The organism is Bradyrhizobium sp. LTSP885, from assembly GCF_000938305.1.
Taxonomy (GTDB): Bacteria; Pseudomonadota; Alphaproteobacteria; order Rhizobiales; family Xanthobacteraceae; genus Bradyrhizobium.
In genome coordinates this window covers 94,060-116,147 of the sequence record NZ_JYMT01000019.1, presented here as the reverse complement: position 1 = coordinate 116,147, position 22,088 = coordinate 94,060, and the positions used below count along the sequence as shown (strand labels likewise).

Below are 22,088 nucleotides of genomic sequence, written 5' to 3'. Positions count from 1 at the left end.
TTACGTCTGGGAGGCTCGCGCAGATGTCGTTGGAGAGCGAGGCTGGCTCTGCGCAGACGCGCGATTGTGGGCTGGGGAATGATGGCTTGGAGCAGGGAGGCGATGAGCTGACGGAGCAGGCGCCATGCTGCAGGTCTGGTTAGGCGGCTTCGGCCAAGCGGGGAGAGTCCTCGAGTTCGTCGACAAGCGGCTCGAGCAGAAGAATGATCAGCAGGTGAGCGAGGATATGGGGTCTGGCAGACCGCTCGTCAGTTCCTGGAGGTCCTTTCAAGCCAATCAGGCTCTTCAGCCGCTTGAAGCCGAGTTCGATCCGCCATCGCAGCCGGTAAAGGGCAAGCAGATCAGCGGTTGTGAAGTCCTCGGGCTTGAGCGAGGTCACCAGGATCACCCAATCCGCAGCATCAAGCGTTTGCCTGGAGAGACGATGGCCTCCCTTCTGAGCCGTCCTGCGTGCCTTGCGCCGTGCAGCCTGAGCCGCATCTGCAGGTTTCTTGACGGCAACCAAACGCACAGCAAGCGGTGCTCCACCAGACTTGCGTTTTACCCAGATCGGCCGGTCGATGATGCCGCGTGCCGCGGCCTTGCGCAGTTCGGCGACGAGATCGATCAGATTGCCTTTGCGATCCAGCCAACAAGCGCTCTTCCAGCCCGAGCGGATCACGAAGTCCGCACCGGCCTCGACCAGATACGCCATGCGCTCCGGCTGCAGATAGGCGCGGTCGGCAAGACGGATCTCGCCGGCAATCAGCGGGATCCGGTCCAGCGTCTCGCCCGCGCGTTCGTCGGTCAGCTCGAAGTGACCAAAACGTTCTTGCGGAAGATCGAACGCACTGTGGATGCGCCACACCGCATTCTTCTGCCTGCCGCCGGTTCCAGCTTTTGGGACCGTCGTGGCGTCAACGATGCGGATCAGTCGACCGCGGCTTGCCTTCGGCGCACCGCTCGCAAGTGCCCGGCCTATCAGCTGTGCAAGCCAATCCCCGGACTGACGCAGCCGGTATAACAGAGCCACGTTGGAGATATCGACAAGGCCCACCGAAGTCGCCCATGCCGCCGTCAACCGCAGACCTCTCGTGCCCAGGCAATACGCAAGGATCAGCCGCAGCAGATCGACTGCATTGCTGATCTCGCGCGGGCGAACAAACGCCTTCGTCTCCCGCGCGCCAGCCTCCAGAGCCTCAGCTCCGCCCAGCCGCGAAACAACACGCGCCCAGTCTTCGTTCACAAGCGATTCGTTTCTCATCTCTTCTTGGAATCACACGTAAATCCAACGCGCAAATCCTATTTTAGCGCCTATGGGCTTTCGCCGGGACGACATCGTGGCGACATCCCGACACACCGCCTTTTGAACGCGAACCGCCTGGATGGCACTAACGCATAGGCAAGCATGTTGGCCGTTCCGTCGGAATCGGCATACTCGAGCGCTATACGCCCGTCGGCAACACGTTTATGTTGTGGCGGCAGAAGCTGCTCCGTTCACCCGACCGACCGGGAGACATGGAGCGTTCGGTGGAGCTGAAAATGCCCGACAATAAGCCGACCGCACCACCGCTCGATCTTTCCGTCTTTGACAATCTTGAGCCTGCCCCGGCACATCTGCCGGCACTCCGTGCCGAAGCACAGCCCTTGACGACCACGGACCCGCGACTGACGCTGGAACCGGCCCCTGAGCGGCTGGTCGAGATTGCCAATCTGAGCGCTGCGGATCTGGCAGCCGCACAGACGTCGGCCGCGAAGGTGGATTTCCGTAACACCACGACGCTGTTGGCGCATGGCGATGGGGCGCTTGCCGCCATCGCCCAGACCTCGCGGCAATTGTTGACGGGGGTCCGGCTCGAGGATGCCGGCGAAGTCGGGCGTATCGCAGCCAGCGTGATCGATGGCGTGAATATCCTGCGGATCCAGGACCTGCAGGCCGAAGCGAGGGGCGATCGGCCGGTCGCGCGCAAGGGATTGATCGGCAGGCTGCTCGGCGTCGCTGCCGATGCCCACACCGCGTTCAAGGGGTTTATGGAGAACCGCAAGCAGTTTCTCGACCTGATGGATTCCGAGCAGGCCAAGGCGCGCAAGACCAAGGCCGATTTGACCGTGTCGGTCCAACTGCTCGACCAGCAGGCGATGGCGATACGGCAGAGCCTAAATGACCTGAAGATCGAAATCGCAGGCGGCCAGCTCGCGCTTGACCGTGGTCAGACAGACCTCGAGGCGCTGCGGCAAAACGCGGTCGGGACCGGCGACGCCGCCGACGCCGCTGACGTGATGGAGTTTCGGTCGGCGGTCGCGAACTTTCGCGGCAAGATCGCCGAGATGCGCGAAAATCTGGTGGCGTCGGCGATGCTGATCCCGATCATCGGCCAGAACAAGAAGGCCGCCGAAACCCGGATCATGAAAATATCCAACGGCATGCTGGTGGTGATCCCGCGCCTGATGGCGGTTGCAAGCCAGGCGGTGGTCCAGGTCGACATCGCCAGAGCCGCCCAGGAATCCGAAAAACTCGACGAAGCCGCGCGGCAGATCACGATCCTGGCGTCGAAAGGCGCGCACGACGCGGCGACCAGCGCGGCGCGCAGCCTCGGCGGCGATCAGCGCAACATCGACGTGCTGGCGCAGGTCGCGGACGAAGCGATCAAGACGATGCATGAAGTCATCGAGATCGAACGCGAGGTTGCCTCTGGCGACCGCGAGCGCGAGGCGAAGCTGACCGCGATCCGCGACCGCCTGGTGCAGGGCATGCAGGGCGTGAACGCGGCGGCGGTGCAGCGGTGACCGAGAAACTCGATTTCGACATGCACGCGGCGTGGCTGCGCCGCTTCAAGTCGGACGCCGAAAGCAATCTCAGGGCGTTCGCGCTTCGACTCAAGGAGGCCCTGCCGGAACTGGTGACGGTCCACGAAAGCCGCGGTCTGTTTTCGCGCAGCGTGAAGACCAAGGGCGTCTCGGTCGAACTGGGCGAGAAGCGATACAATCTTGAAATCGACAGCGGCAGGCTGAAAGCCAGTATCGCCATGGTGGTGCATGGTGTCGTCCTCAACACCAAAAGCATTGACCCGGCTGAGTGGTTCGCGCGGCTTGCAGAAGAAACCAAAAAAGCCAGCGACTATGCGCGAGCGCTCAGTGGGTCACTCAGCGACTTTATGGTGAGTTGATATGGGCATTTTCGACATCTTCAGCGGACCGGATGCCGACACCGTCGCCCGACGCGCGGCCCATGACGAACGCATCGCCGACATTGAGGAGTCTCTTCGTAACGGCGGGGTGCCGGCGGCGATCAAGGACCGGCTGGAGGGTGCGCGCAGCGGGCGTCGGCCCTGGACGGCAACGCTGCGGCCGGCCGAGCTGCTGATTGCACGATCGCATGGGCTGAAGCCAATCGCGGCCATCTCGGCGACCTGCTGGCTGCACTATGGATGGTCATGGACCAACGGACATTCCGAAGGCTGGAATATGGCATTGAGCCGAATGCGGGAAGAAGCATTGGCGGCCGGTGCGAACGCCGTCCTCGACGTCAAGATGCGTACGATCCCGTTGGACGTCGAGAACAGCATGGACTTCACGCTGGTTGGCACTGCGGTCCACGTCGAGGGGCTGCCGCCCAGCCGTGAGCCGATCATCGCGACGGTCCCTGCCCTCGAATTCGTCAAGCTGCTGGAAGCCGACGTGGTGCCGACCGGCATTGCCATCGGCGCCTATTACGAGTGGATGAATGACTGGCTCAACAACACGAATTTGACGTGGATGGGCAATATCGAGTCCGAACGGTTGAGCCAATTGTGGGAACACGTCCGCCAGCGGGCGCACCAGAATCTGCGCACCAATGCGCGCGCGCAGGGCAATGGCGTGCTGGCGCATCTCAACTTCAGCGAGATGTTTGAACGCGAAGGCCAGAACAAGCAGAAGCAATATCTGGCGCGCCATATCGTGGTGGCGACAACAGTCGATGCCAAGCGTGGCACCACAATTCCGCACGAGGTGAGAATGGTGGTCGATATGCACGCCGGCCGGTCGCCGCTGGTCGGAACCGCGCAGCATCACCAATCCTATGCGTCCAATGAATCCGAGGGAGCGATTTGACATGACCGATGAGATGCCGGCGCACGCCAAAGACCGCCTGAAGGGCCTGCGCAGTTCAGCGCATGCGACCGGCGTGTTCACCTCCGATTTTTCGGTCAATGAATTTCTGCTGGTGCGCAAGGCCGGGTTCGAACCGATCGGTCTCTGTGTCGGAACCTGCGTGTATCACGTTGGAATTCAGTACCGCAGCTGGAGCAAGAACCAGGAACTCGATGTGCTCTCCAAGGCGATGTATCACGCGCGCGAGCTGGCGATGAGCCGGATGCGGGCGGAAGCGACCGCAATGGGGGCGGATGGCATCGTCGGCGTGAAGCTGACGATCAAGCGGCTGGAATGGGACGAGCATCTACTCGAATTCATCGCCATCGGCACCGGCGTGGTCCATGGCGAGGGGCATACCGGATTCCGCGCACATGATGGCGGCCCGTTCACGTCAGACCTGTCGGGGCAGGATTTCTGGTCACTGCTGCATTCGGGATATCGGCCGGTCGAGATGGTGATGGGAAGCTGCGTCTATCACGTGGCGCATCGCGGCATCCTCGCTGGCCTCGCCAGCGTCGGCCAGAACGTCGAGCTCGAAAACTATACCTCCGCGATGTACGAAGCGCGGGAGATCGCCATCGACCGGATGCAGTACGAAGCCGAGGCGGCGAAGGCCGAAGGGGTCGTCGGCGTCGACATTCACGAGGGCAGCCATGGCTGGCAGACCCATGTGATCGAGTTCTTTGCGATCGGAACAGCCGTGCTGCCGCTCGCTGAGGAGATCGCACCGGAGAAGATACCCAATCCGGTGATGGTGCTGTCCGTGAACGATTGAGGGCCAGCCGCCGGCCGCGCCCACAATCGGCGGGCCGGCAATGCTATGAGCTATCGGCCCCTACTCCGCCGCCAATTGCCGCGGAGCCGGCGGCGGGTTGGCGAGGTCAGCGGCGAGCTGCGCGTAACGAACCTTGGCCTCCTTGACCGCGTTTTCCTTCACCGGGCCGTAGCCCCTGATGCGATCGGGCAGCGACAACAATTCGACCGCGATGTCGTGGTTGAGCGGTGACAGCAGGCCGAGCACGGTCGCGACGTCCTTCTCGTAGCCCGCGATCAGATCGCGCTCGAGCTTGCGGTCGGAATTGTAGCCGAAGACGTCGAGTGGCGTGCCGCGCAGGACGCGGAATTTGGCCAGCACCCTGAAGGCTGACATCATCCAGGCGCCAAACTCGCGCTTCTTCGGCCGGCCCTGCGCGTCAAGGCCGCCGCCGAGGAGCGGCGGCGCGAGGTTGAAGTTGAACTTGAAATCGCCTTCGAACTGGTCGCGCAACTGCTTCTCGAAACGGCCGTCGGTGAACAGGCGCGCCACCTCGTACTCGTCCTTGTAGGCGAGCAGCTTGGCGTAGTTGATCGCGACCGCGCGTGGCAACGCCTCGCCATAGCCGCCCTTGGTCGCGGTCTCGCGGACCTGATCGACCAGCTTGCGATAGCGCTTTGCCAGCCGGCTGTTCTGGTAGTCGGTTAGCAAGGTCATGCGATGGGTGATGATCTCGTCGAGCGACATCGCATCCAGCGACTTCACCGGGGCGACGTCGTCATCCTGCCCCTTCATCATTGAGGCGAGGCGCGCCGGATCAGCAGCCGCCAGGCGCCCAAGCTGGAACGCCTGGGTATTCATCTTGATCGAGACGCCGTTGACCTCGATCGCCTGCTGGATCGATTCCGCCGACAGCGGCAAGAAACCGCGCTGATAGGCAAAACCCATCATCATGATGTTGGTGGCAATGCTGTCACCGAGCAGTGCCTCGGCCGGCTTGGTGAAGTCGAAGAAGGCGGAGTCCTTGCGCAGCTCGGTCTCCAGCACATTGTTGACCTTGCGGCTCTGGAAATTGAAATCGCGATTGAGGATGAAGTCCGCGGTCGGGATGATGTGGCTGTTGATGACGCCAACGGTGCGGCTCGAGTCGCACAGCGAGATGGTGTCCTTCGACACCGCAACGACCTCGTCGGCCGCGAGCACGAGATCGGCGGTGCCGGTCACGATACGCGAGCAGGTGACGTCGGCGGTGTGTTCGGAGAGCCGGACATGGCTCAGCACCGCGCCGCCCTTCTGCGCCAAACCGGACATGTCCAGGATCATGCTGGCCTTGCCCTCGATATGGGCGGCCATGCCGAGCAGCGCGCCGATCGTCAGCACGCCGGTGCCGCCGACGCCGCCGACCGCAATGTTATAGGGCCGGTCGAGCGCGGGCTTCGAGACCGGCTCCGGCAAGGCGCCGACATCGCCAAGTTCGGCGGGCGCACGTCGTTTGAGCTTGCCGCCGTCGACGGTGACGAAGGACGGGCAGAAACCCTTCACGCAGGAATAGTCCTTGTTGCAGGTCGACTGGTTGATGGCGCGCTTGCGCCCCAATTCGGTCTCCAGCGGCTCGACCGAGATGCAGTTCGACTGCACCGAGCAATCGCCACAGCCTTCGCACACGGCAGGGTTGATCAGCACGCGGCGCGCCGGATCCTCCATCAGGCCGCGCTTGCGGCGGCGGCGCTTCTCGGCCGCGCAGGTCTGCACGAACACGATCGCCGACGTGCCCTTGGTGTCGCGGCACATCTTCTGGACGTTTTCGAGTTCATCGCGATGGAACAGTTTTACGCCGGGCGCGATGGTGTCAGACGGATAGGCATCGGGCGTTTCCGAAACCAGGTAGATCTCGCGGATGCCTTCGGCGTGGAGCTGGAAGGTGATCTTTTGCGGCGACAGGTCGCCGTCATGGTGCTGGCCGCCAGTCATCGCGACCGCGTCGTTGTAGAGGATCTTGTAGGTGATGTTGGCCTTGGAGGCGATCGCCTGGCGGATCGCCAGAATGCCGGAGTGGAAATAGGTGCCATCGCCGAGATTGGCGAAGATGTGGTTCTCGTTGGTGAAGGGCGCGATGCCGACCCACGGCACACCCTCGCCGCCCATATGGGTGAAGGTCTCGGTCGAGCGGTTCATCCATAGCGCCATGAAATGGCAACCAATGCCGCCGAGCGCGCGGCTGCCTTCCGGCACCTTGGTCGAGGTGTTATGCGGGCAGCCCGAGCAGAAATACGGCGTGCGGCTGACGGGAGCGACCGCCTGCATCTGCGTCGACTGGCGGCCGTTGAACCAGTCGGCCTTGGCGCGCAGCATCTCGGCGATTTCAGGGTTGAGATTAAGTCGAAGCAATCGTTCGGTCAGCGAGCTTGCCAATGAGGCGACGCTGAGTTCGGCTGCGAAGGTGAGGAAACGCTTGTCGTGATCGTCCATCTTGCCGACGATGCGCGGGCGCACGTCGTCGCGCCAGTTGAACAGCTCCTGCTTGACCTGGTTCTCGACGATCTCGCGGCGTTCCTCGACGATGAAGATTTCCTCGAGACCAACGGCGAAGTTGCGGACGCCTTCCGGCTCCAGCGGCCAGGGCATGCCGATCTTGTAAAGGCGGATGCCGATCTTGGCGGCGATGTCAGGCGTGATGCCGAGCTCGCGCAGCGCCTGGCGGATGTCCTCGTAGCTCTTGCCCGAGGCCATGATGCCATAGCGCGCGTTCGGCGAATCCATGGTGATACGGTTGACCTTGTTGGCGCGGGCAAAGGCGATCGCGGCAAAACCTTTGTAGTCCTGCAATCGGCGGTCCTGCTCGAAGCGGTCGTCGGGCCAGCGGATGTTCAGCCCGCCTGGCGGCATTTCAAAATCGGGAGGAATGATGAACGGCGTCATCTCGTCGGTGAGGTCGATCTCGGCCGTGGTCTCGACCGTCTCGGTAATCACCTTCATGCCGACCCAGCAGCCCGAGTAGCGCGACATCGCGATACCCAAGAGACCCATTTCGATCATTTCGTGGATGCTGGAGGGGTAGAGGTAGGGCATCAGCGCGGAGATGAAGGCGTGGTCGGACTGATGCGGGACGGTGGAGGATTTTGCACCGTGGTCGTCGCCGGCCAGACAAAGCACGCCGCCGTTTTTGGCCGATCCGGCCGCGTTGCCGTGGCGGAATACGTCGCCGCAGCGGTCGACGCCGGGGCCCTTGCCGTACCAGATGCCGACCGCGCCATCATATTTGGCGCCTGGCGACAGCCCGAGCTGTTGCGAGCCCCAGATCGCGGTCGCAGCCAGGTCCTCGTTCACGCCGGGCTGGAATTTGATGTTGTATTGCTCGAGATGCTTGCGGGCGGCGAACAGCTGCTGGTCGTAGCCGCCAAGCGGGGAACCGCGATAGCCGGAGATAAAGCCTGCGGTGTTGAGGCCTGCGGCGCGGTCGCGTCTGATCTGCGCCATCGGCAGGCGGACCAGCGCCTGGATGCCGGTCAGGAAGACATGGCCGGTGCCTTGGGTGTATTTCTGGTCGAGGCTGATAGGCCCTTGGTTGATACCCATTTAGCCCTCTTTTTCCTGGTCGCGACGACTGTGTTTTAGCTAGTCATCCGAGCTTGTTAGAACCAGTCTATGTCGGATGCTCCAGCGCACGCACCACAATTCTGGGCCATGACGCCCGGCGTTCGAAAATCGCAACTTAGTGCCGGGAATATCGGAGCGCCGTTTCGGTTTCTGTCGCAGAACAGGCCCGCGGCGAAACGGCGTAACGCGTCGTGTGGACCGGAGGTGGACAAATGCGGCGACGGCTTCAGGCAATGCGGGCGATTCTGGCGGCCCTGCTGTTGTGCGGTGCGTTCGTATCAGGCGACTGCATGGCCGAGCCGTCCGATGAGGTGATCGCCCGTGGCAAGGCGCTGACGATCGCCGGCGACTGCGCGAGCTGCCACACCGCCGATCCCGCAAAACCCTTTGCCGGGGCAAAACGGATCGACACGCCGTTCGGTACGGTGTTTTCGCCGAACTTGACCCCCGACCGCAATACCGGCATCGGCGGCTGGAGCGACGACGATTTCCTCCGCGCCCTGCGCACCGGCGTCTCGCCCAATGGCACCCACTATTACCCCGCCTTCCCCTACCCCAATTTCACAAGGCTGATCCGCGACGACATCCTGGCGATCCGGGCCTATCTCGCGACCCTTGCACCGGTCAGCAACAAGGCGCCGCCGCCGGAGCTGCGCTGGCCGCTGAACTACCGCGTGCTGATGCGGGCCTGGGACTACCTGTTCTTTGTGCCCGGCATCTTCCAGCCGGACCAGAGCAAGACTGCCGAATGGAATCGGGGTGGCTATCTGGTCGAAGGCGTCGCGCATTGCGGCGCCTGCCATACGCCGAAGAACGCCTTTGGCGCCGACAAGCGCGACCGGGCATTCGGCGGCAGTGTGGTTCAGGGAATGTTCGCGCCACGGCTCGATGGCGTGGAACGCAGCGGGCTGAAATCCTGGAGCGTCGACGACGTCGTCGAATATCTGCAGAGCGGCCGCAACGGGCGCAGCCATGCCGGCCCGCTGATGTCGGAGGTCGTCGTCAACTCGACCTCGCAGATGAGCGACGCCGATGTGCGCGCGATCGCAGTCTACCTGAAGGCGCTGCCGGCCGGCACACCTGAGCCGGACGTCACCCCGCCCTCGCCGGCCCAGATGAGCGATGGAGAGCGTATCTATCGCGGCGCCTGCGTCGCCTGCCACGAGCTCGACGGTTCAGGCGCACCACGGATCTATCCGCCGTTGCCCGGCAATGCCAATCTGCAATCGGCCAATCCCGCAAGCACGCTGCGCATCATCCTCGACGGTGCGCAGACCGTGACCACGCCACGGGCGCCGAACGCCGGCTCGATGCCGTCCTATCCGAAGCTCACCGACCAGGAGATCGCCGATGTTGCGACCTATATCCGCAATTCCTGGGGCAATGCGGCCCCCGCGGTGACCGCGGATCAGGTAGCGAAGGCGCGCCAGACAAAATAGCCGGTCACCGCTCCTCGCCGCTGAACACGAATTTCGGCATTTCCCATTTATAGCGGATCGCCAGCAGCCGCAGCGAAAGTCCAAGCACGAAGGTCAGCGCGGTCCAGAGGTGCTCGTTCAACTGCAGGCCGAAGGCGGTCGCATAGAACAGTCCGGTGACGACGGAGACGCTGGCGTAGAGCTCGCTGCGAAACAACAGCGGCACGTCGTTGCAGAGGATATCGCGCAGCACGCCGCCGGCGCAGCCGGTGATCATGCCGGAGACGATCACGATCGCCAGCGAGGCATCGACCTGCCAGGCGACGTCGCAACCCGCCATGGTGAACACGACGAGCCCGATTGCGTCGAGCACCAGGAATGCGAGATTGAGCCGATGCACCAGCCGCGCCAGCAGGATGGTGGCGAAGGCCGCAGCCCCCGCGATCGCGAGATAGACCGGTTGTGCGACCCAGAGCAGCGGATAGTGCCCGAGCAGCACGTCACGGATGGTGCCGCCGCCGAGCGCGGTGATGGCCCCGAGCATGCAGACGCCGGCCCAGTCCATCCTGCGCCGGCCCGCGGCGAGCGCCGCCGTCATGGCCTGCGCCGCGACTGCGATGAACGAGAGCACGTGCAGCACCGAATCGACGGGTGGCATGGTCCACATCGGAAAGGCCCCATGGGAGAGGGTTTGGAACCGGGAATCGGCAGTTCCATCATGAACGGGTTGCAACATTGGCGCGGAACATCCTCCCGCGCCAGCCATTGTCTCCTGCGTTTAGCTTTGGGGTGCTCACGGAGGAACGATAATGACCTACGAACCCAACGATCCGTATCGCGCCAACCTGACCGATGACGAGATCCGCCGGCAGGCGCGCTTCAACAGCCTGGACAACGAACTGCAGCCGGACCCGGAACTCGCGGACGGTCCGGGCAGCAGCACCAAGATCGCGATGTTCGCAGTTGCGGTAGCCGTGGTGGTGGGCGCGCTGTTCTATGGGCTGAACAATACGTCGGTGAACCAGGCCGGCACGACGCCGTCGACGCAGACCGCACAGACCCAGCCGGTCAATCCCGCCGGGGCGCCTCCCGGCATGCGCGACGTGACGCCGAGGACAAATGGTCAGCCCGGCATGACAAACAGTCAGCCCGGGATGACGACGGGTGCGGCGCCGGCACAGCCCGCGACCCCACCGGCAGACGCCAAGTAAGCAAGCGGCTGATAGGCGAAAACCACGCAGGCGGCGGGCCAATCGGCCCGCTGCCTTTTTGCGTCGGCTATTTGAACATCTTGTTGAGCTCACCGCCGGGATAGCCATTGGCGAATTCGGTGAAGGTGCCCTTCTCGGCCATTTCCTTCGCAGCCTTCATCACGCCGGTCCACGCCATCCGCGCCAGTGCGCCGCCCACGCTGATCCGGCGCACGCCGAGTTCGGCGACCTTTTGCAGCGACAGGTCGGACGCGCCGCCAATCAGGAGATTGACCGGCTTCGGCGCCACCGCTTTCACGACCGCGGAAATCTCCTCACTGGTTGAGATGCCCGGCGCGTAGAGCACATCGGCACCGGCGTCTGAATAGGCCTGCAGCCGTTCGATCACCAGCTTCATATCCTTCACGCCCCGCAAAAATGCCTCGCAACGGCCGGTGAGCAGCACGCCAGAGTTGTCGGCATCGATCGCCTTGCGCGCCGCCTTGATGCGCTCGACCGCGAGCTTGTGCTCGAACAGCGGATTGGCGGCATCGCCGGTGAAATCCTCGATCGAGAGCCCGGCGACGCCGGTCCTGACACCGCGCGCGACATTGACGGCGACTTTCTCCGGCTCGACCGCAAAGCCGTCCTCATAGTCCGCATTGACGGGGATGTCGGCCGCCGCGCACACCACGGTCAGATGGTTGCAAACATCATCGATCGTGACGCGGTTGTCGGGCTTGCCGATAGTCCAGGCGAAACCTGCGCTGGTCGAGGCCAGCGCCTTGAAGCCAAGATGCTGCAGCGCCAGCGCGCTGCCGACATCGAACGGGTTCGGGATGATGAAGCATCCGCTGTCATGCAGCTTCTTGAAGGCGGTGCGTTTGTCAGCAGTTGTCACTGGCATCGTTCTCTCCCTGTTTGGTTCGCCGCGCAGAGATAGGCATACGCGGCGCGGCGCGCCAGTCCGGCGTGCGAGCCCGCGGCCCTTATCCTTCCACCTTGCGCAGAAATGTCCGCTCCTCCGCCAGGATGAACTTGTTGTCTTCCGCGAAGTTGAAGTTCGCCATGCCCTCCTTGTCCGCGCGCAGCCGCGCGCGATAGGCTTCGTAGGCGGCCAGGCTCTCGAACGAGATCAGCGCGAAGCCGATGTTGTTGGTGCCCTCGTGCGGCATCCAATAGCCAATCAGATCGCCGCCGCATCGCGGGATGATCGAGAGCCATTTCTTCGAGTACTCCTCGAACATCGCGCGCTTGAACGGATCGAGCTGGTAGCGGATGAAGACGGTAATGGTCATGATGGCCTCCATGTTTGCCGTCATTGCGAGCGCAGCGAAGCAATCCATCTCTCCGCAAGTGGATGAATGGATTGCTTCGTCACTACGTTCCTCGCAATGACGATCCGGGGCAATCATAGCCCCTTGCCTGACGTCGATGCTTCGGCTACCATCGAACTATGAAAGCTGGACCCGACATCTCCCGGATTGCCGCGCTCGTCGGTGATCCCGCACGGTGCAACATGCTGACCGCGCTGTTGACCGGCCGTGCGCTGACCGCAAGCGAGCTGGCGCAGGAGGCCGGCATCACGCCGCAGACGGCGAGCTCGCATCTGGCGAAGCTCGAAGCCGGCGGGCTGATCGAACCGGAGAAACAGGGCCGCCATCGCTATTATCGCCTCACCGGCGCCGACGTCGCTGATATGCTCGAGGGCCTGCAGGGCATCGCCGCCCGCGCCGGTCACATGCGCGTGCGCACCGGGCCGAAGGATCCAGAGCTCCGGCGTGCGCGGATCTGCTACGACCATCTCGCCGGCGACCTCGGCGTGCAGATGCTCGACAGCATGAAGAGCCAGAAGCTGATCCGCCAGACCAAGCAGGCCATCGAGCTGACTGGCGAAGGCAAGCGCTTCATGGCCGAGGCGCTGCAGATCGATTCTGATACGCTGGCGCATCCGCGCCGCCCGGTGTGCAAGGCCTGCCTCGACTGGAGCGAGCGGCGGCACCATCTTGCAGGCACGCTCGGAGCGGCCATGATGGACCGTTTCACGGAACTGAAATGGGCGGCGCGCGACATCACGCCGGGCAGCCGCGTGGTCAATTTTTCGCGAAACGGCGAAAAGCGGTTTGCAGCGCTGTTCGGGGCGGGCGAATAACGGCGCGCGTTCAAGCCAGCCGTCACGGCTGGCATGCACGAACGCGTGACCTCGTCTCCGGAGCCTTTGATGAATCCTCGCTTCCTCGCCGCCGCCCTGTTCGGCGCCCTGCTCGCTGTGCCCTTCGCGCCCGCATCCGCCGCCGAGCGCGAACCCTACGGCATCGGGCTCGAAGGCTTTCCCTATCCCTACCCCGTCCAGATGCTGCCGCTGGTCAATGACGGCGAGCAGCTCCGGATGGCCTATATGGACGTGGCGCCCACAAAACCGAACGGGCGCGCCGTGGTGCTGCTGCATGGCCGCAACTTCCCCTCGAGCTACTGGGCGCCGGTCATCAAGACGCTGACCGATGCCGGCTATCGTGTCGTGGTGCCGGACCAGGTCGGCTTCGGCAAATCCTCCAAGCCGCAAGGCGACCTGCATTTCGACAATCTCGCGCGCAACACGGTTGCGCTGCTCGATCATCTGCAAATCGCCAAGGCCGACATCGTCGCGCATTCGATGGGCAGCATGGTCGGAATCCGCATCGCCCGCGCCTATCCGGATCGCGTCAATCATCTGCTGCTGACCGCACCGATCGGGCTGGAAGACTACCGGCTCTACGTGCCGCCGACGCCGACCGAGAAGATTCTCGAGAACGAGGAGAAGCTGACCGCCGACGGCTATCGCAAGCAGCTCGAGACCAACTATTCGCTGAAGCTGCCGCCCGACCAGGTGACGCCGTTCATCGACGCGCGCTTCAACATCAAGGGCAGCGCCGAATATCCGCGCTGGCTGCGCGCCTTCGTCGCCTCCGCGCAACTGATCTATCGCGAGCCGGTCGTGCACGAAATCCCGCTCATCACGCAGCCGACGCTGTTCATCATGGGCGCCGACGATCACAACGCGCCGGGCCGGCCGAACGCGCCGGAGGCGCTGCGGCCGAAGATGGGGCACAATGCCGACCTCGCGAAAGCGCTGTCGGCACAGATGCCGAACGCCCGCGCCGAGGTGATCGCCAACACCGGGCATCTGGTGTTTCTGGAAGCGCCGGCGAAGTATGACGAATTGTTGCTCGGCTTCCTTGCGTCGCAGTGACGTAGCAACGGACTGGCATGTTCATGCCGCGTTCAGCCGGAGGCCCTATGGTCCAAGACATCGGGTACGGCTTCTGCAAGTATTCCGCCGGGCGAATCGTTGAGCGAAAAGTTTGTTGCGGTGCCGCAGTGCGGCCCAAATCCAAGGGAGAAGACATGAAGTATCTTTTTGCAGCAGCAGTTTTGGTTACGACTGCATTTGCCGGCATCAGTGCAGCTGACGCTGCGGGCGGATGCGGTCCCGGCTTCCATCGCGGCCCCTATGGCGGATGCGCCAGGAATCGTGGCGAAGTCGTCGTCGTTCCGGGTGCCGTCGTCGTCGAGCGGCCCGTCGTGGTGGCGCCAATTGTCCGCGCCTGCCCCTATGGCTTCGCCTGGCGCTACGGCCGTTGCCGCCCGATCTGATCGCCATCAGATACGACCAACAAAACCCCGCCTGTTTGCGGGGTTTTTCTTTTGCGGGCGACGATGCCAATGACGGCGTCGCCAGCCCTTCCGCGGGGTTACACACCTGCCCGATTTGCACCCTGGACCGTGATCGACAGCTTGCAGTCCACCGCATGATCCGCGTAGGCCGGCTGGCGGTAGGGCACGCCGCGGATCATGCAGGACCCGTTCCCTTGGTTGGGCTCAAGGACGCAATCGAAGCCTTTCCGCTTCATCGTCTCTTCCGTGAAGATCTTGCAGAGATGGGTGCAGACCCGGCTACCAATGATGTCGCCATATTCCGCCTTGGCCGTGGCGAGCAACTCGCAGCGCGGAACGTAGCAGCCGCCGCCCTTGTCGTCTTCGATCCGAACGCTGTACCCGGTCAACTGGTTGTATGCGAGGCAGACGAGCCAGGAAAACAGGTAGTTGTAGAGAACCGGAAAACTGCCGCGAAAACGGCGGATACCGGCAGCCAGCCGTGGACCGATGAAGGTCAGGAAATCGGGCTTGAGCACATCGATCCAAACCCCGATGGCCGTGCGGTAGTCGTGGTCGCTCCATTTGAGCGCCTTGTCCACGACGGGTATCTCGGGAAAATCCTTTCGCAACGCGTCCTTTGACAGGGTGACGATCGGATCCTCCTTGCCGTTGAGGAAACAGATCACGCTTGGCGACACTTTCAGAAAATGGCTCATGTTGAACTGCCACCATTTTCCCGGATTCGCCGTCTTGAACGACTTTTGCAATTGAAGGCGCTGCCAGCGGATCAAGGTAAGCGCGAGGATCGGCCGGATCGGAATGTAAAGCACCGTCCAGATCGTTCCGAGCACGATGTCGAGCGCCATCAGGCCGTATTTGACAAACCTGTTGTAGAAAATCCTCCAGTGATCGGTCTGATAGTAGAACGGCTTTGGGTCGCTGGCCGGATGCTGCCATCCATTCAGCTTGCCGGAGAGACCGTCGACCAGCATGTTGTTGTAGTTGACGATATCGAGAACGGATTCGAAATAGTTCGAGGCATGGACGAACAGGGTGCGGTTCCGTCCCTGAAGTTCAAGCACGTTCCAGGGGGCCTTCGCCGCCAGTCCGATGCGATCGAAGCGTTGAAAATAGGTCCAGGTCTTGTGCTGCAGGACCTCGTAATTGGCCTGCGCCCCGAACTGGTCGACCGCCCATTCGTGAAACTTCCGGTCCACGTCCTCGAGCGGAAGGTGCCTGTCGTTCGCAACCCATTGATAGGCCATCTGCTCACGAACTTGTCCGCGCACCGGGTCGGACTGATGCGCCTCGAACGTGCAGAATTCGGGGTGGAGCGCGAGATAGGAATCGCGAGACGCAAAGACCTCGCCCTGCCCGACCGCGGGACCGAGGATTCGATCGGCGTCGAGTTCAAGATGCGAGTACAGATACGGCTTGGGCTGGTTCAGCTTGAACAGCACGGTGCGAAACTGGGAGCTCGACGTATGATCGCCTCCGAGCAATGTCCGCTCCGCGGCCCTCAGGTCGAGAGGAACGACCGTGCCGTCCGGGTCTGGATTGACCAGCGGCGCCGCAACCACCAAATAATCGAACTCGCGCCGGAAACGAACCGCCCGCTCGCCAGAGCCCTCGACGCCGGCAATCACGATCAGCTTGCCATCTTCGGGCCGTTCGATCGACTCGATCTCGGTGTTGTAACGAATATCCGGCTTGTCGACCTTGACGATCGTGTCCCAGACGCTCTCCCACCCCTGTTTGAACATCGACTTCTTCGGCAGCGCATCCGGCAGCAACGAGAAATAGCCGTCGAGCAGCGCCGGTGTGATCCAGCACATCGCCCAGAATGCAGGCGTATCCTCGATCGAGCCATATCCCTGCGCCGTCTGTCCGTAGGCGAGGATCGGCGACAGCGCCGTAAGATCGTTGTTCTCCAGAAACTGGCCAAACGACATGTCGATCTTTTGCAATGTCTCGTCCGAGAGCTTCGACGGCATCGTGTAGTCGTACTGTCCGAAAATATCTTCGTGCAGCCGGTTGTAAGCCGCTTTCGCCGCCAGCAGCTCTACGGCCGTATCGATCGGTGGAAACAGAATCCGAAACAAGGCCATCGGGCTCCAGGAAGGCTGTACCTGCAGCTTGCTGGTGACCCACTCCTCCAATGTCAGGCTGCCCTTGCCCAGACTGTTGACCGAGTAATGGATGGGCGCCACTTCGACACCAAACTCCTTGCCCTCGGCGCCCAACATGGCCTTCAGTTGCTTCACCAGCGTTCGCACGGCGAAGTAAGCCGGGTCCAGATAGCAGGTGCCGAGTTCGTGGACGACACCTTGCTGGGTGGAGTCCTTTATTGTCAGGGTCTTGCCACCATGGCGGTCCGAACGTTCCAGAATTGTGATGTCTTCGATTCCGAGCTCCGTCCTGAGCAAGTGAGCCATATGCAGGCCCGAGGGCCCGGCGCCGATCACGGCAACGCGCTCGCCCTTCTTCGGCAGCCGTCTGTCCGCCGGCGGAAACTCGGCCGCAAAATACTGGCGAAATATCCGATCCATGATCGGACCAGCGGAGCGCTGGAAGTTGGTCTTCATGTATCCGGCAAGCGAGAACAAGCCGAACAGCCAGGGCTCCTCGAAGTGCCGCGTCCACACCAGGTGCGAACACGGACACGGACTTGGACAATCCGGCTCGGCTGGGGTCAAAACCCAGCTGCATCCATAACCTCGCAGCGGAAGCTGGGGATTTGAGCTGAGCTGCTCCCAGGCAAGGGTATGCGCCGCCGTTGTCGCGTCGAACGACAGTTGCGTGATTTCTTCAACGATGATGTTGGTGGATCCATCGCGTTCGAGCGTATATTGAAGCTGCCCGCCGATCTGTCCGGGACCGCCCTTGATCCATTGCGGATTGGGCGGTTCGTTCTGGTCGCGCAGCATGACCCGAATGAACTTCGAATAATCCTGACAGATCAGCGCAGCATCATCGGCGCTGACATTGTAGTGCGCCTGATGGGTGACGTATTCGACCTTCGGTCCGAATTTTAGAATCAGATTCAATAGCCAGTTGAGAAAGGCACTCATGTCGGCTCCTCAACGGAGTTCGAGGGGGATCGTCTGCCGTGGACGGGGGCATGCTGCGATCGAACTATTTGCTGGCCCCGACATCGTCCGTCCCACGGCAATACAACCCATGAGGTATATGTTTATTTCTTGTCTATTGTAAATAGTACAATGGATCGAGCAGTGGTTGGAGCTTGAAATTACAACCCTTAATTGCCCATCGACTGCGACGCCGGCATACGGGCTGTGCTTGCAAGGCAGGTCGGTACCATCGGCCAATCGCAACGAAGATAGCTGGTCCGTCGGTTCATCAATGCTCCGGCCGTTTCGCGAATGGCGGAAGAGGACTAGCATGCTCTCCGCGTGAACAAGAAAACCCGAGGGAGGCCGTCGTGAAGCCAGGACAACCGGTCAAGGATGCAAGTCACCTCTACGAGGTCGAGCGTCGCGCCCAGCACGCCGCCCGCCCCGGGTTTCGCATCATGGAGCTGCAGCTCTCGCCGACACAAAAGGTGCCGTGGCACACTCACAGCAATATCTCCGACACGTTCTACGTTCTGGAAGGTGAGATGCGACTGTTCCTGCAGGAGCCCAAGGAGGATTTGCACCTGAAGCCCGGCGACGTCTATGCCGTCAGGCCGACACGGCCGCACCTGGTGACCAATGCGGGCGCGAAGTCGCTGACGTTCCTGATTTTGCAAGGTGTCGGCGAATACGATTACGTCCCGCTGGCGTCGCATTAGGTTGGCGCGCTGCTCTCTCTTCGTCGTCCCTGCGAAAGCAGGGACCCATAACCACAGGGTCGCATTGTTGAAAAAAGCTGTGGCCCCAACGTCGCACAACGATTGCCATTTGTGGTTATGGGTCCCGGGTCAAGCCCGGGACGACACCGAGTTTTTGGCACACGTTGCGAGTCATACCTTCGCCTTCTCGCGACATGATTTGTCCGAGCTTTGCATTTCGTTTCGCCCTCTCATCGAATAGAGGGCGCAGGGAAAGCCGGGTGCACGCCGCACCCGCGGTCTCGTGTGCAAAGTGAGAGAAAGAAACGCACACGAGCATACAGGTCCAGCGGAGGCACTCCGGCTTTCCCTGCGCGATGGGTTACGGCTTATACGTGCTCTCCCCGGCGAAGACCGGGCTTGTTTGTCACCGTCATCCGCGAGACGCGTATGCGCCTTGCGAACTTTTGCCTGCCACTGGGGCGTCGGGACCACACGATTTCACCGTCCGCCTTACGCGTGCTCGTCAGTCACACGCCCGGCGTCCACCGCATCCCACCGCGCGTTCGTGACGTGCGCTCGCCCCTCAATCGGGTAGGACGGGCTGATTCATACACTGAGTTTCTCTTCTGATAAAGCGAACTATTTTTGCGCGAGACGCTTGCGCCGTCGGGCAACTCAGAGGTAAGGCGCCAGCTATTTCTGCTTCTGCCGCTCGATGAACTCCTGGCCCTGCTTGATGATGGCCTGCATCCTTTCATCGGCCTTGGCGTCATCATCGTCGTCATCGTCCTTGTCCTTGCTCTCGGCCTTGCTGGCGGCCGGCGGCGCGGCGGGATCGGGGCAGTTCGCTTCCGTGCCCTTGACCCGCGTGTAAGTCTTGTCGCCTTTCGCGACGTCGGTGCACATCACGAAATCCTTGGCCCCCACCGGCACCGGCTTGACGCAGACCACGGTGGCAAAGCCGCCAGGGATCGCCATGTCGCAGTTCACCTCGCAGGCCATCACTTTCGAATAGGGATTGCTGGCGGTCACCGTAACGGTCTTCTTGTCAGCGCCGAGCGAGCAGGTCGCAACGTCAGCCGCAAACGCCGGACCGGCGATGAGCATCATCGCCGCCGCACCAAACCATCTTGTCATGAAAGCCCCTTGCCTCACCATCGGTCCCCTTGGTCGCGGGGAATGGAGAAAGGGTTCGAAACAACGGGACGCTATCAGTGAGGACGGCGTCCCATGCGAATCCGTCGCAGGGCGGGTTAGGCGCAGCCGTAACCCGCCGCAGTCCTCGTTACGAAAAGATGGCGGGTTAAGCTTCCGCCTTCGCTCGCCGAGCTACGGCGAACAAGTCGCTAACCCGCCCTACGCGCTCACGCGCCATCGGCTCACATCAGCTTCATCGGCGCATCATGAACCACGCGAAGATCGATCCTGCCGATCAGGTCCGAACGGCGTGCCTCGGCGGCGCTGATGGCGGCCTCGGTCTGTCGCAACGTGCCAAAATTCGATCCAAGCGACACGATTCCGCCGATAATCAAGGCGATCGACCCCAGTGCGACAACCTCACTGGCTCCGAGCCAACCAAGCACCGTGACGATCAGCAACGCAAAACCGCCGCCGATTGCAATCTTGGAAGCCAGACTGACTTTCCGGCATCGCTCGGCGATCACGGCGAGCCCCTCGATCCGGTCTTCGATCTCTGAAATCTCGTCGGTCGAGTCGTCTTCGGTCATCGGATTCAAGGTCCCGCGGGGCGGATGAGGCACAGCTGTAACCGCCGCACTCGTCGTTCACGAAAGATGGCGGGTTACGCCTCGCGCTAAACTCTCCGCTGCGCGATCAACCATTTCTCGCGTGATCAACTCATTCTCAAGATGCGTGTTCCCGTAGACAAAGCTTCGTCGCTGCTGCTCCAGATGCTCTGGCGTCGGAGTCATACCTTTGACGGCTTCAATCAGCTCTTCAAGAGAAGCAATCATGCGCCGACGATCTCTCACAACGGCAAATTGTCGTGCTTCTTCGCCGGCATCTCGACCTTCTTATCCCTGAGCATCGCCAGCGCCCGCGCAATCCGCTTCCTTGTCGAATGCGGCATGATGACGTCGTCGAGGTAGCCGCGCTCGGCGGCGATGAAGGGGGACAGGAAGCGGTCTTCATATTCCTTGGTGCGGGCCGCGATCTTGTCGGGATCGCCGATGTCACTGCGGAAGATGATCTCCACCGCGCCCTTGGCGCCCATCACGGCGATCTGGGCGGTCGGCCAGGCGTAGTTGATGTCGGCGCCGATTTCCTTTGAGGCCATGACGTCGAAAGCACCGCCATAGGCCTTGCGGGTGATGATGGTGACGAGCGGCACCGTGCACTGCGAATAGGCGAACAGCAGTTTGGCGCCGTGCTTGATCAGGCCGCCATATTCCTGCGCGGTGCCCGGCAGGAAGCCCGGCACGTCAACGAAGGTGACGATCGGGATGTTAAAGGCATCGCAAAAACGCACGAAGCGCGCCGCCTTGCGTGACGCATCGCTGTCGAGCACGCCCGCCAGCACCATCGGCTGGTTGGCAACGAAGCCGACCGTGCGGCCGGCGATGCGGCCGAAGCCGGTGACGATGTTCTTGGCGAAGGTCTCCGAAATCTCGAAGAAGTCGCCCTCGTCGACGACCTTCAGGATCAGTTCCTTCATGTCGTAGGGCTTGTTCGGATTGTCGGGGATCAGCTTGTCGAGCGACAGGTCGACCCGCTCGATGTCATCAAAGCTCGGCCATTCCGGCACGCCGTCGGTATTGTTCGACGGCAGGAAGTCGATCAGGCGGCGCATCTGCAGGAGAGTATCGACGTCGTTCTCGAAGGCGCCATCGGCGATCGAGGAGCGCGTCGCGTGCACCGAGGCGCCGCCGAGCTCTTCGGCGGTGACTACCTCGTTGGTGACGGTCTTCACCACGTCCGGGCCGGTGACGAACATGTAAGAGGTGTTCTTCACCATGAAGATGAAGTCGGTCATCGCGGGCGAATAGACATCGCCGCCGGCGCAGGGGCCCATGATGACGGAGATCTGCGGGATCACGCCCGAGGCGATGACGTTGCGGCGGAACACGTAGGAATAGCCTGCGAGGGCTGCGACGCCCTCCTGGATGCGCGCGCCGCCGGCGTCGTAGAGGCCGATGATCGGCGCCCTCGCCTTCATCGCCATGTCCTGCAACTTGGTGATCTTCAGCGCGTGGGTCTCGGAGAGAGAACCACCGAAAACTGTAAAGTCCTTGGCAAAGACAAAAGTCTTGCGGCCGTTGACGGTGCCCCAGCCAGTGACGACGCCGTCGCCGGGGATTTTGTTCTTCTCCATGCCGAATTCGGTCGAGCGGTGCTCGACGAACATGTCGAATTCCTCGAACGAGCCCTTGTCCAGCAGCAGCTCGATTCGCTCCCGGGCCGTCAGCTTGCCGCGGGCGTGCTGCGCCTCGATGCGCTTTTCGCCGCCGCCCAGCTTGGCGCCGGCGCGCCGTTCTTCGAGGGTATCGAGGATATCTTTCATTTGCTTCCGCCCGTATTAGCTACTGGACCTGCGTGAGGGATTGGGCCGGGTTCTAACACGGCATTTTCCCAACCGGAAACCGGGT

At 62.2% G+C, this 22,088-nt stretch carries 20 protein-coding genes; 10 read left to right on the top strand and 10 right to left on the bottom strand.

The window, feature by feature from the left end; translation table 11 throughout:
• Positions 1-139 precede the first annotated feature (139 nt).
• A complete protein-coding gene (locus UP09_RS13165; RefSeq protein ID WP_044535962.1) occupies positions 140-1,243 on the bottom strand; it encodes an IS4 family transposase in 1,104 nt (367 codons plus the stop codon).
• Positions 1,244-1,521: 278 nt separating this feature from the next.
• Here UP09_RS13165 and UP09_RS13160 point away from each other — a divergent pair, with 278 nt between their 5' ends.
• From UP09_RS13160 to UP09_RS13145, 4 genes are read left to right on the top strand one after another with little or no spacing between them, the layout of a single operon-like run.
• Complete coding sequence (locus tag UP09_RS13160) at positions 1,522-2,766, top strand: toxic anion resistance protein (RefSeq protein ID WP_197082663.1); 1,245 nt, start codon at positions 1,522-1,524, stop codon at positions 2,764-2,766.
• Complete coding sequence (locus tag UP09_RS13155; RefSeq protein WP_044538611.1) at positions 2,763-3,146, top strand: hypothetical protein; 384 nt, start codon at positions 2,763-2,765, stop codon at positions 3,144-3,146. The genes UP09_RS13160 and UP09_RS13155 overlap by 4 nt, the downstream gene beginning before the upstream one ends.
• A gap of 1 nt (position 3,147) precedes the next feature.
• Entirely contained in the window at positions 3,148-4,071 is a 924-nt protein-coding gene (locus tag UP09_RS13150) for a heavy metal-binding domain-containing protein (RefSeq protein ID WP_044538610.1), read from the top strand.
• A 1-nt stretch (position 4,072) separates the two neighbouring features.
• Positions 4,073-4,888 (top strand): heavy metal-binding domain-containing protein, encoded by an 816-nt coding sequence (locus UP09_RS13145; protein ID WP_044538609.1) that lies wholly within the window; start codon positions 4,073-4,075, stop codon positions 4,886-4,888.
• A gap of 60 nt (positions 4,889-4,948) precedes the next feature.
• Here UP09_RS13145 and UP09_RS13140 read toward each other — a convergent pair whose 3' ends face one another.
• Positions 4,949-8,443: an indolepyruvate ferredoxin oxidoreductase family protein gene (locus UP09_RS13140; RefSeq protein ID WP_044538608.1), complete on the bottom strand. Its 3,495-nt coding sequence runs from the start codon at positions 8,441-8,443 to the stop codon at positions 4,949-4,951.
• A 254-nt stretch (positions 8,444-8,697) separates the two neighbouring features.
• Here UP09_RS13140 and UP09_RS13135 point away from each other — a divergent pair, with 254 nt between their 5' ends.
• On the top strand, positions 8,698-9,903 hold the full coding sequence (locus UP09_RS13135) for a cytochrome c (RefSeq protein ID WP_044538607.1): 1,206 nt from the start codon (positions 8,698-8,700) through the stop codon (positions 9,901-9,903).
• 4 nt (positions 9,904-9,907) lie between these two features.
• Here the strand turns inward: UP09_RS13135 and UP09_RS13130 are convergent, their stop codons facing one another.
• Positions 9,908-10,549 (bottom strand): trimeric intracellular cation channel family protein, encoded by a 642-nt coding sequence (locus tag UP09_RS13130; protein ID WP_044538606.1) that lies wholly within the window; start codon positions 10,547-10,549, stop codon positions 9,908-9,910.
• A gap of 142 nt (positions 10,550-10,691) precedes the next feature.
• Between UP09_RS13130 and UP09_RS13125 the strand changes: the two genes are divergently transcribed.
• Positions 10,692-11,093 carry a hypothetical protein gene (locus UP09_RS13125; protein WP_044538605.1) on the top strand — a complete coding sequence of 134 codons (402 nt, stop codon included), beginning with the start codon at positions 10,692-10,694 and terminating at the stop codon, positions 11,091-11,093.
• A gap of 67 nt (positions 11,094-11,160) precedes the next feature.
• Here the strand turns inward: UP09_RS13125 and UP09_RS13120 are convergent, their stop codons facing one another.
• Both UP09_RS13120 and UP09_RS13115 read right to left on the bottom strand, forming a co-directional pair.
• Positions 11,161-11,979 carry an isocitrate lyase/PEP mutase family protein gene (locus UP09_RS13120; RefSeq protein WP_044538604.1) on the bottom strand — a complete coding sequence of 273 codons (819 nt, stop codon included), beginning with the start codon at positions 11,977-11,979 and terminating at the stop codon, positions 11,161-11,163.
• An 82-nt stretch (positions 11,980-12,061) separates the two neighbouring features.
• On the bottom strand, positions 12,062-12,370 hold the full coding sequence (locus tag UP09_RS13115) for an NIPSNAP family protein (RefSeq protein ID WP_044538622.1): 309 nt from the start codon (positions 12,368-12,370) through the stop codon (positions 12,062-12,064).
• 158 nt (positions 12,371-12,528) lie between these two features.
• Between UP09_RS13115 and UP09_RS13110 the strand changes: the two genes are divergently transcribed.
• From UP09_RS13110 to UP09_RS13100, 3 genes are all read left to right on the top strand, one after another.
• Complete coding sequence (locus tag UP09_RS13110; protein ID WP_044538603.1) at positions 12,529-13,224, top strand: ArsR/SmtB family transcription factor; 696 nt, start codon at positions 12,529-12,531, stop codon at positions 13,222-13,224.
• 69 nt (positions 13,225-13,293) lie between these two features.
• Positions 13,294-14,301, top strand: a complete 1,008-nt coding sequence (locus UP09_RS13105) for an alpha/beta fold hydrolase (RefSeq protein WP_044538602.1) — start codon at positions 13,294-13,296, stop codon at positions 14,299-14,301.
• A 155-nt stretch (positions 14,302-14,456) separates the two neighbouring features.
• On the top strand, positions 14,457-14,705 hold the full coding sequence (locus UP09_RS13100; protein ID WP_044538601.1) for a GCG_CRPN prefix-to-repeats domain-containing protein: 249 nt from the start codon (positions 14,457-14,459) through the stop codon (positions 14,703-14,705).
• A 98-nt stretch (positions 14,706-14,803) separates the two neighbouring features.
• On the opposite strand, the gene UP09_RS38095 is transcribed toward UP09_RS13100, so the two are convergent.
• Positions 14,804-17,779 (bottom strand): FAD-dependent oxidoreductase, encoded by a 2,976-nt coding sequence (locus tag UP09_RS38095; RefSeq protein ID WP_044538600.1) that lies wholly within the window; start codon positions 17,777-17,779, stop codon positions 14,804-14,806.
• A gap of 371 nt (positions 17,780-18,150) precedes the next feature.
• Here UP09_RS38095 and UP09_RS13090 point away from each other — a divergent pair, with 371 nt between their 5' ends.
• Positions 18,151-18,501: a cupin domain-containing protein gene (locus tag UP09_RS13090; protein ID WP_044538599.1), complete on the top strand. Its 351-nt coding sequence runs from the start codon at positions 18,151-18,153 to the stop codon at positions 18,499-18,501.
• A gap of 675 nt (positions 18,502-19,176) precedes the next feature.
• Here UP09_RS13090 and UP09_RS13085 read toward each other — a convergent pair.
• The 4 genes from UP09_RS13085 to UP09_RS13070 all read right to left on the bottom strand — a co-directional run bounded on the left by UP09_RS13085 (position 19,177) and on the right by UP09_RS13070 (position 22,003).
• A complete protein-coding gene (locus UP09_RS13085) occupies positions 19,177-19,620 on the bottom strand; it encodes a hypothetical protein (RefSeq protein WP_156164581.1) in 444 nt (147 codons plus the stop codon).
• 242 nt (positions 19,621-19,862) lie between these two features.
• Positions 19,863-20,210, bottom strand: coding sequence for a hypothetical protein (locus UP09_RS13080; RefSeq protein WP_044538597.1), 348 nt, complete (start codon positions 20,208-20,210; stop codon positions 19,863-19,865).
• Positions 20,211-20,267: 57 nt separating this feature from the next.
• Positions 20,268-20,456, bottom strand: coding sequence for a hypothetical protein (locus UP09_RS13075; RefSeq protein WP_044538595.1), 189 nt, complete (start codon positions 20,454-20,456; stop codon positions 20,268-20,270).
• 14 nt (positions 20,457-20,470) lie between these two features.
• Entirely contained in the window at positions 20,471-22,003 is a 1,533-nt protein-coding gene (locus UP09_RS13070; RefSeq protein WP_044538594.1) for an acyl-CoA carboxylase subunit beta, read from the bottom strand.
• Between the last annotated feature and the right edge of the window lie 85 nt (positions 22,004-22,088).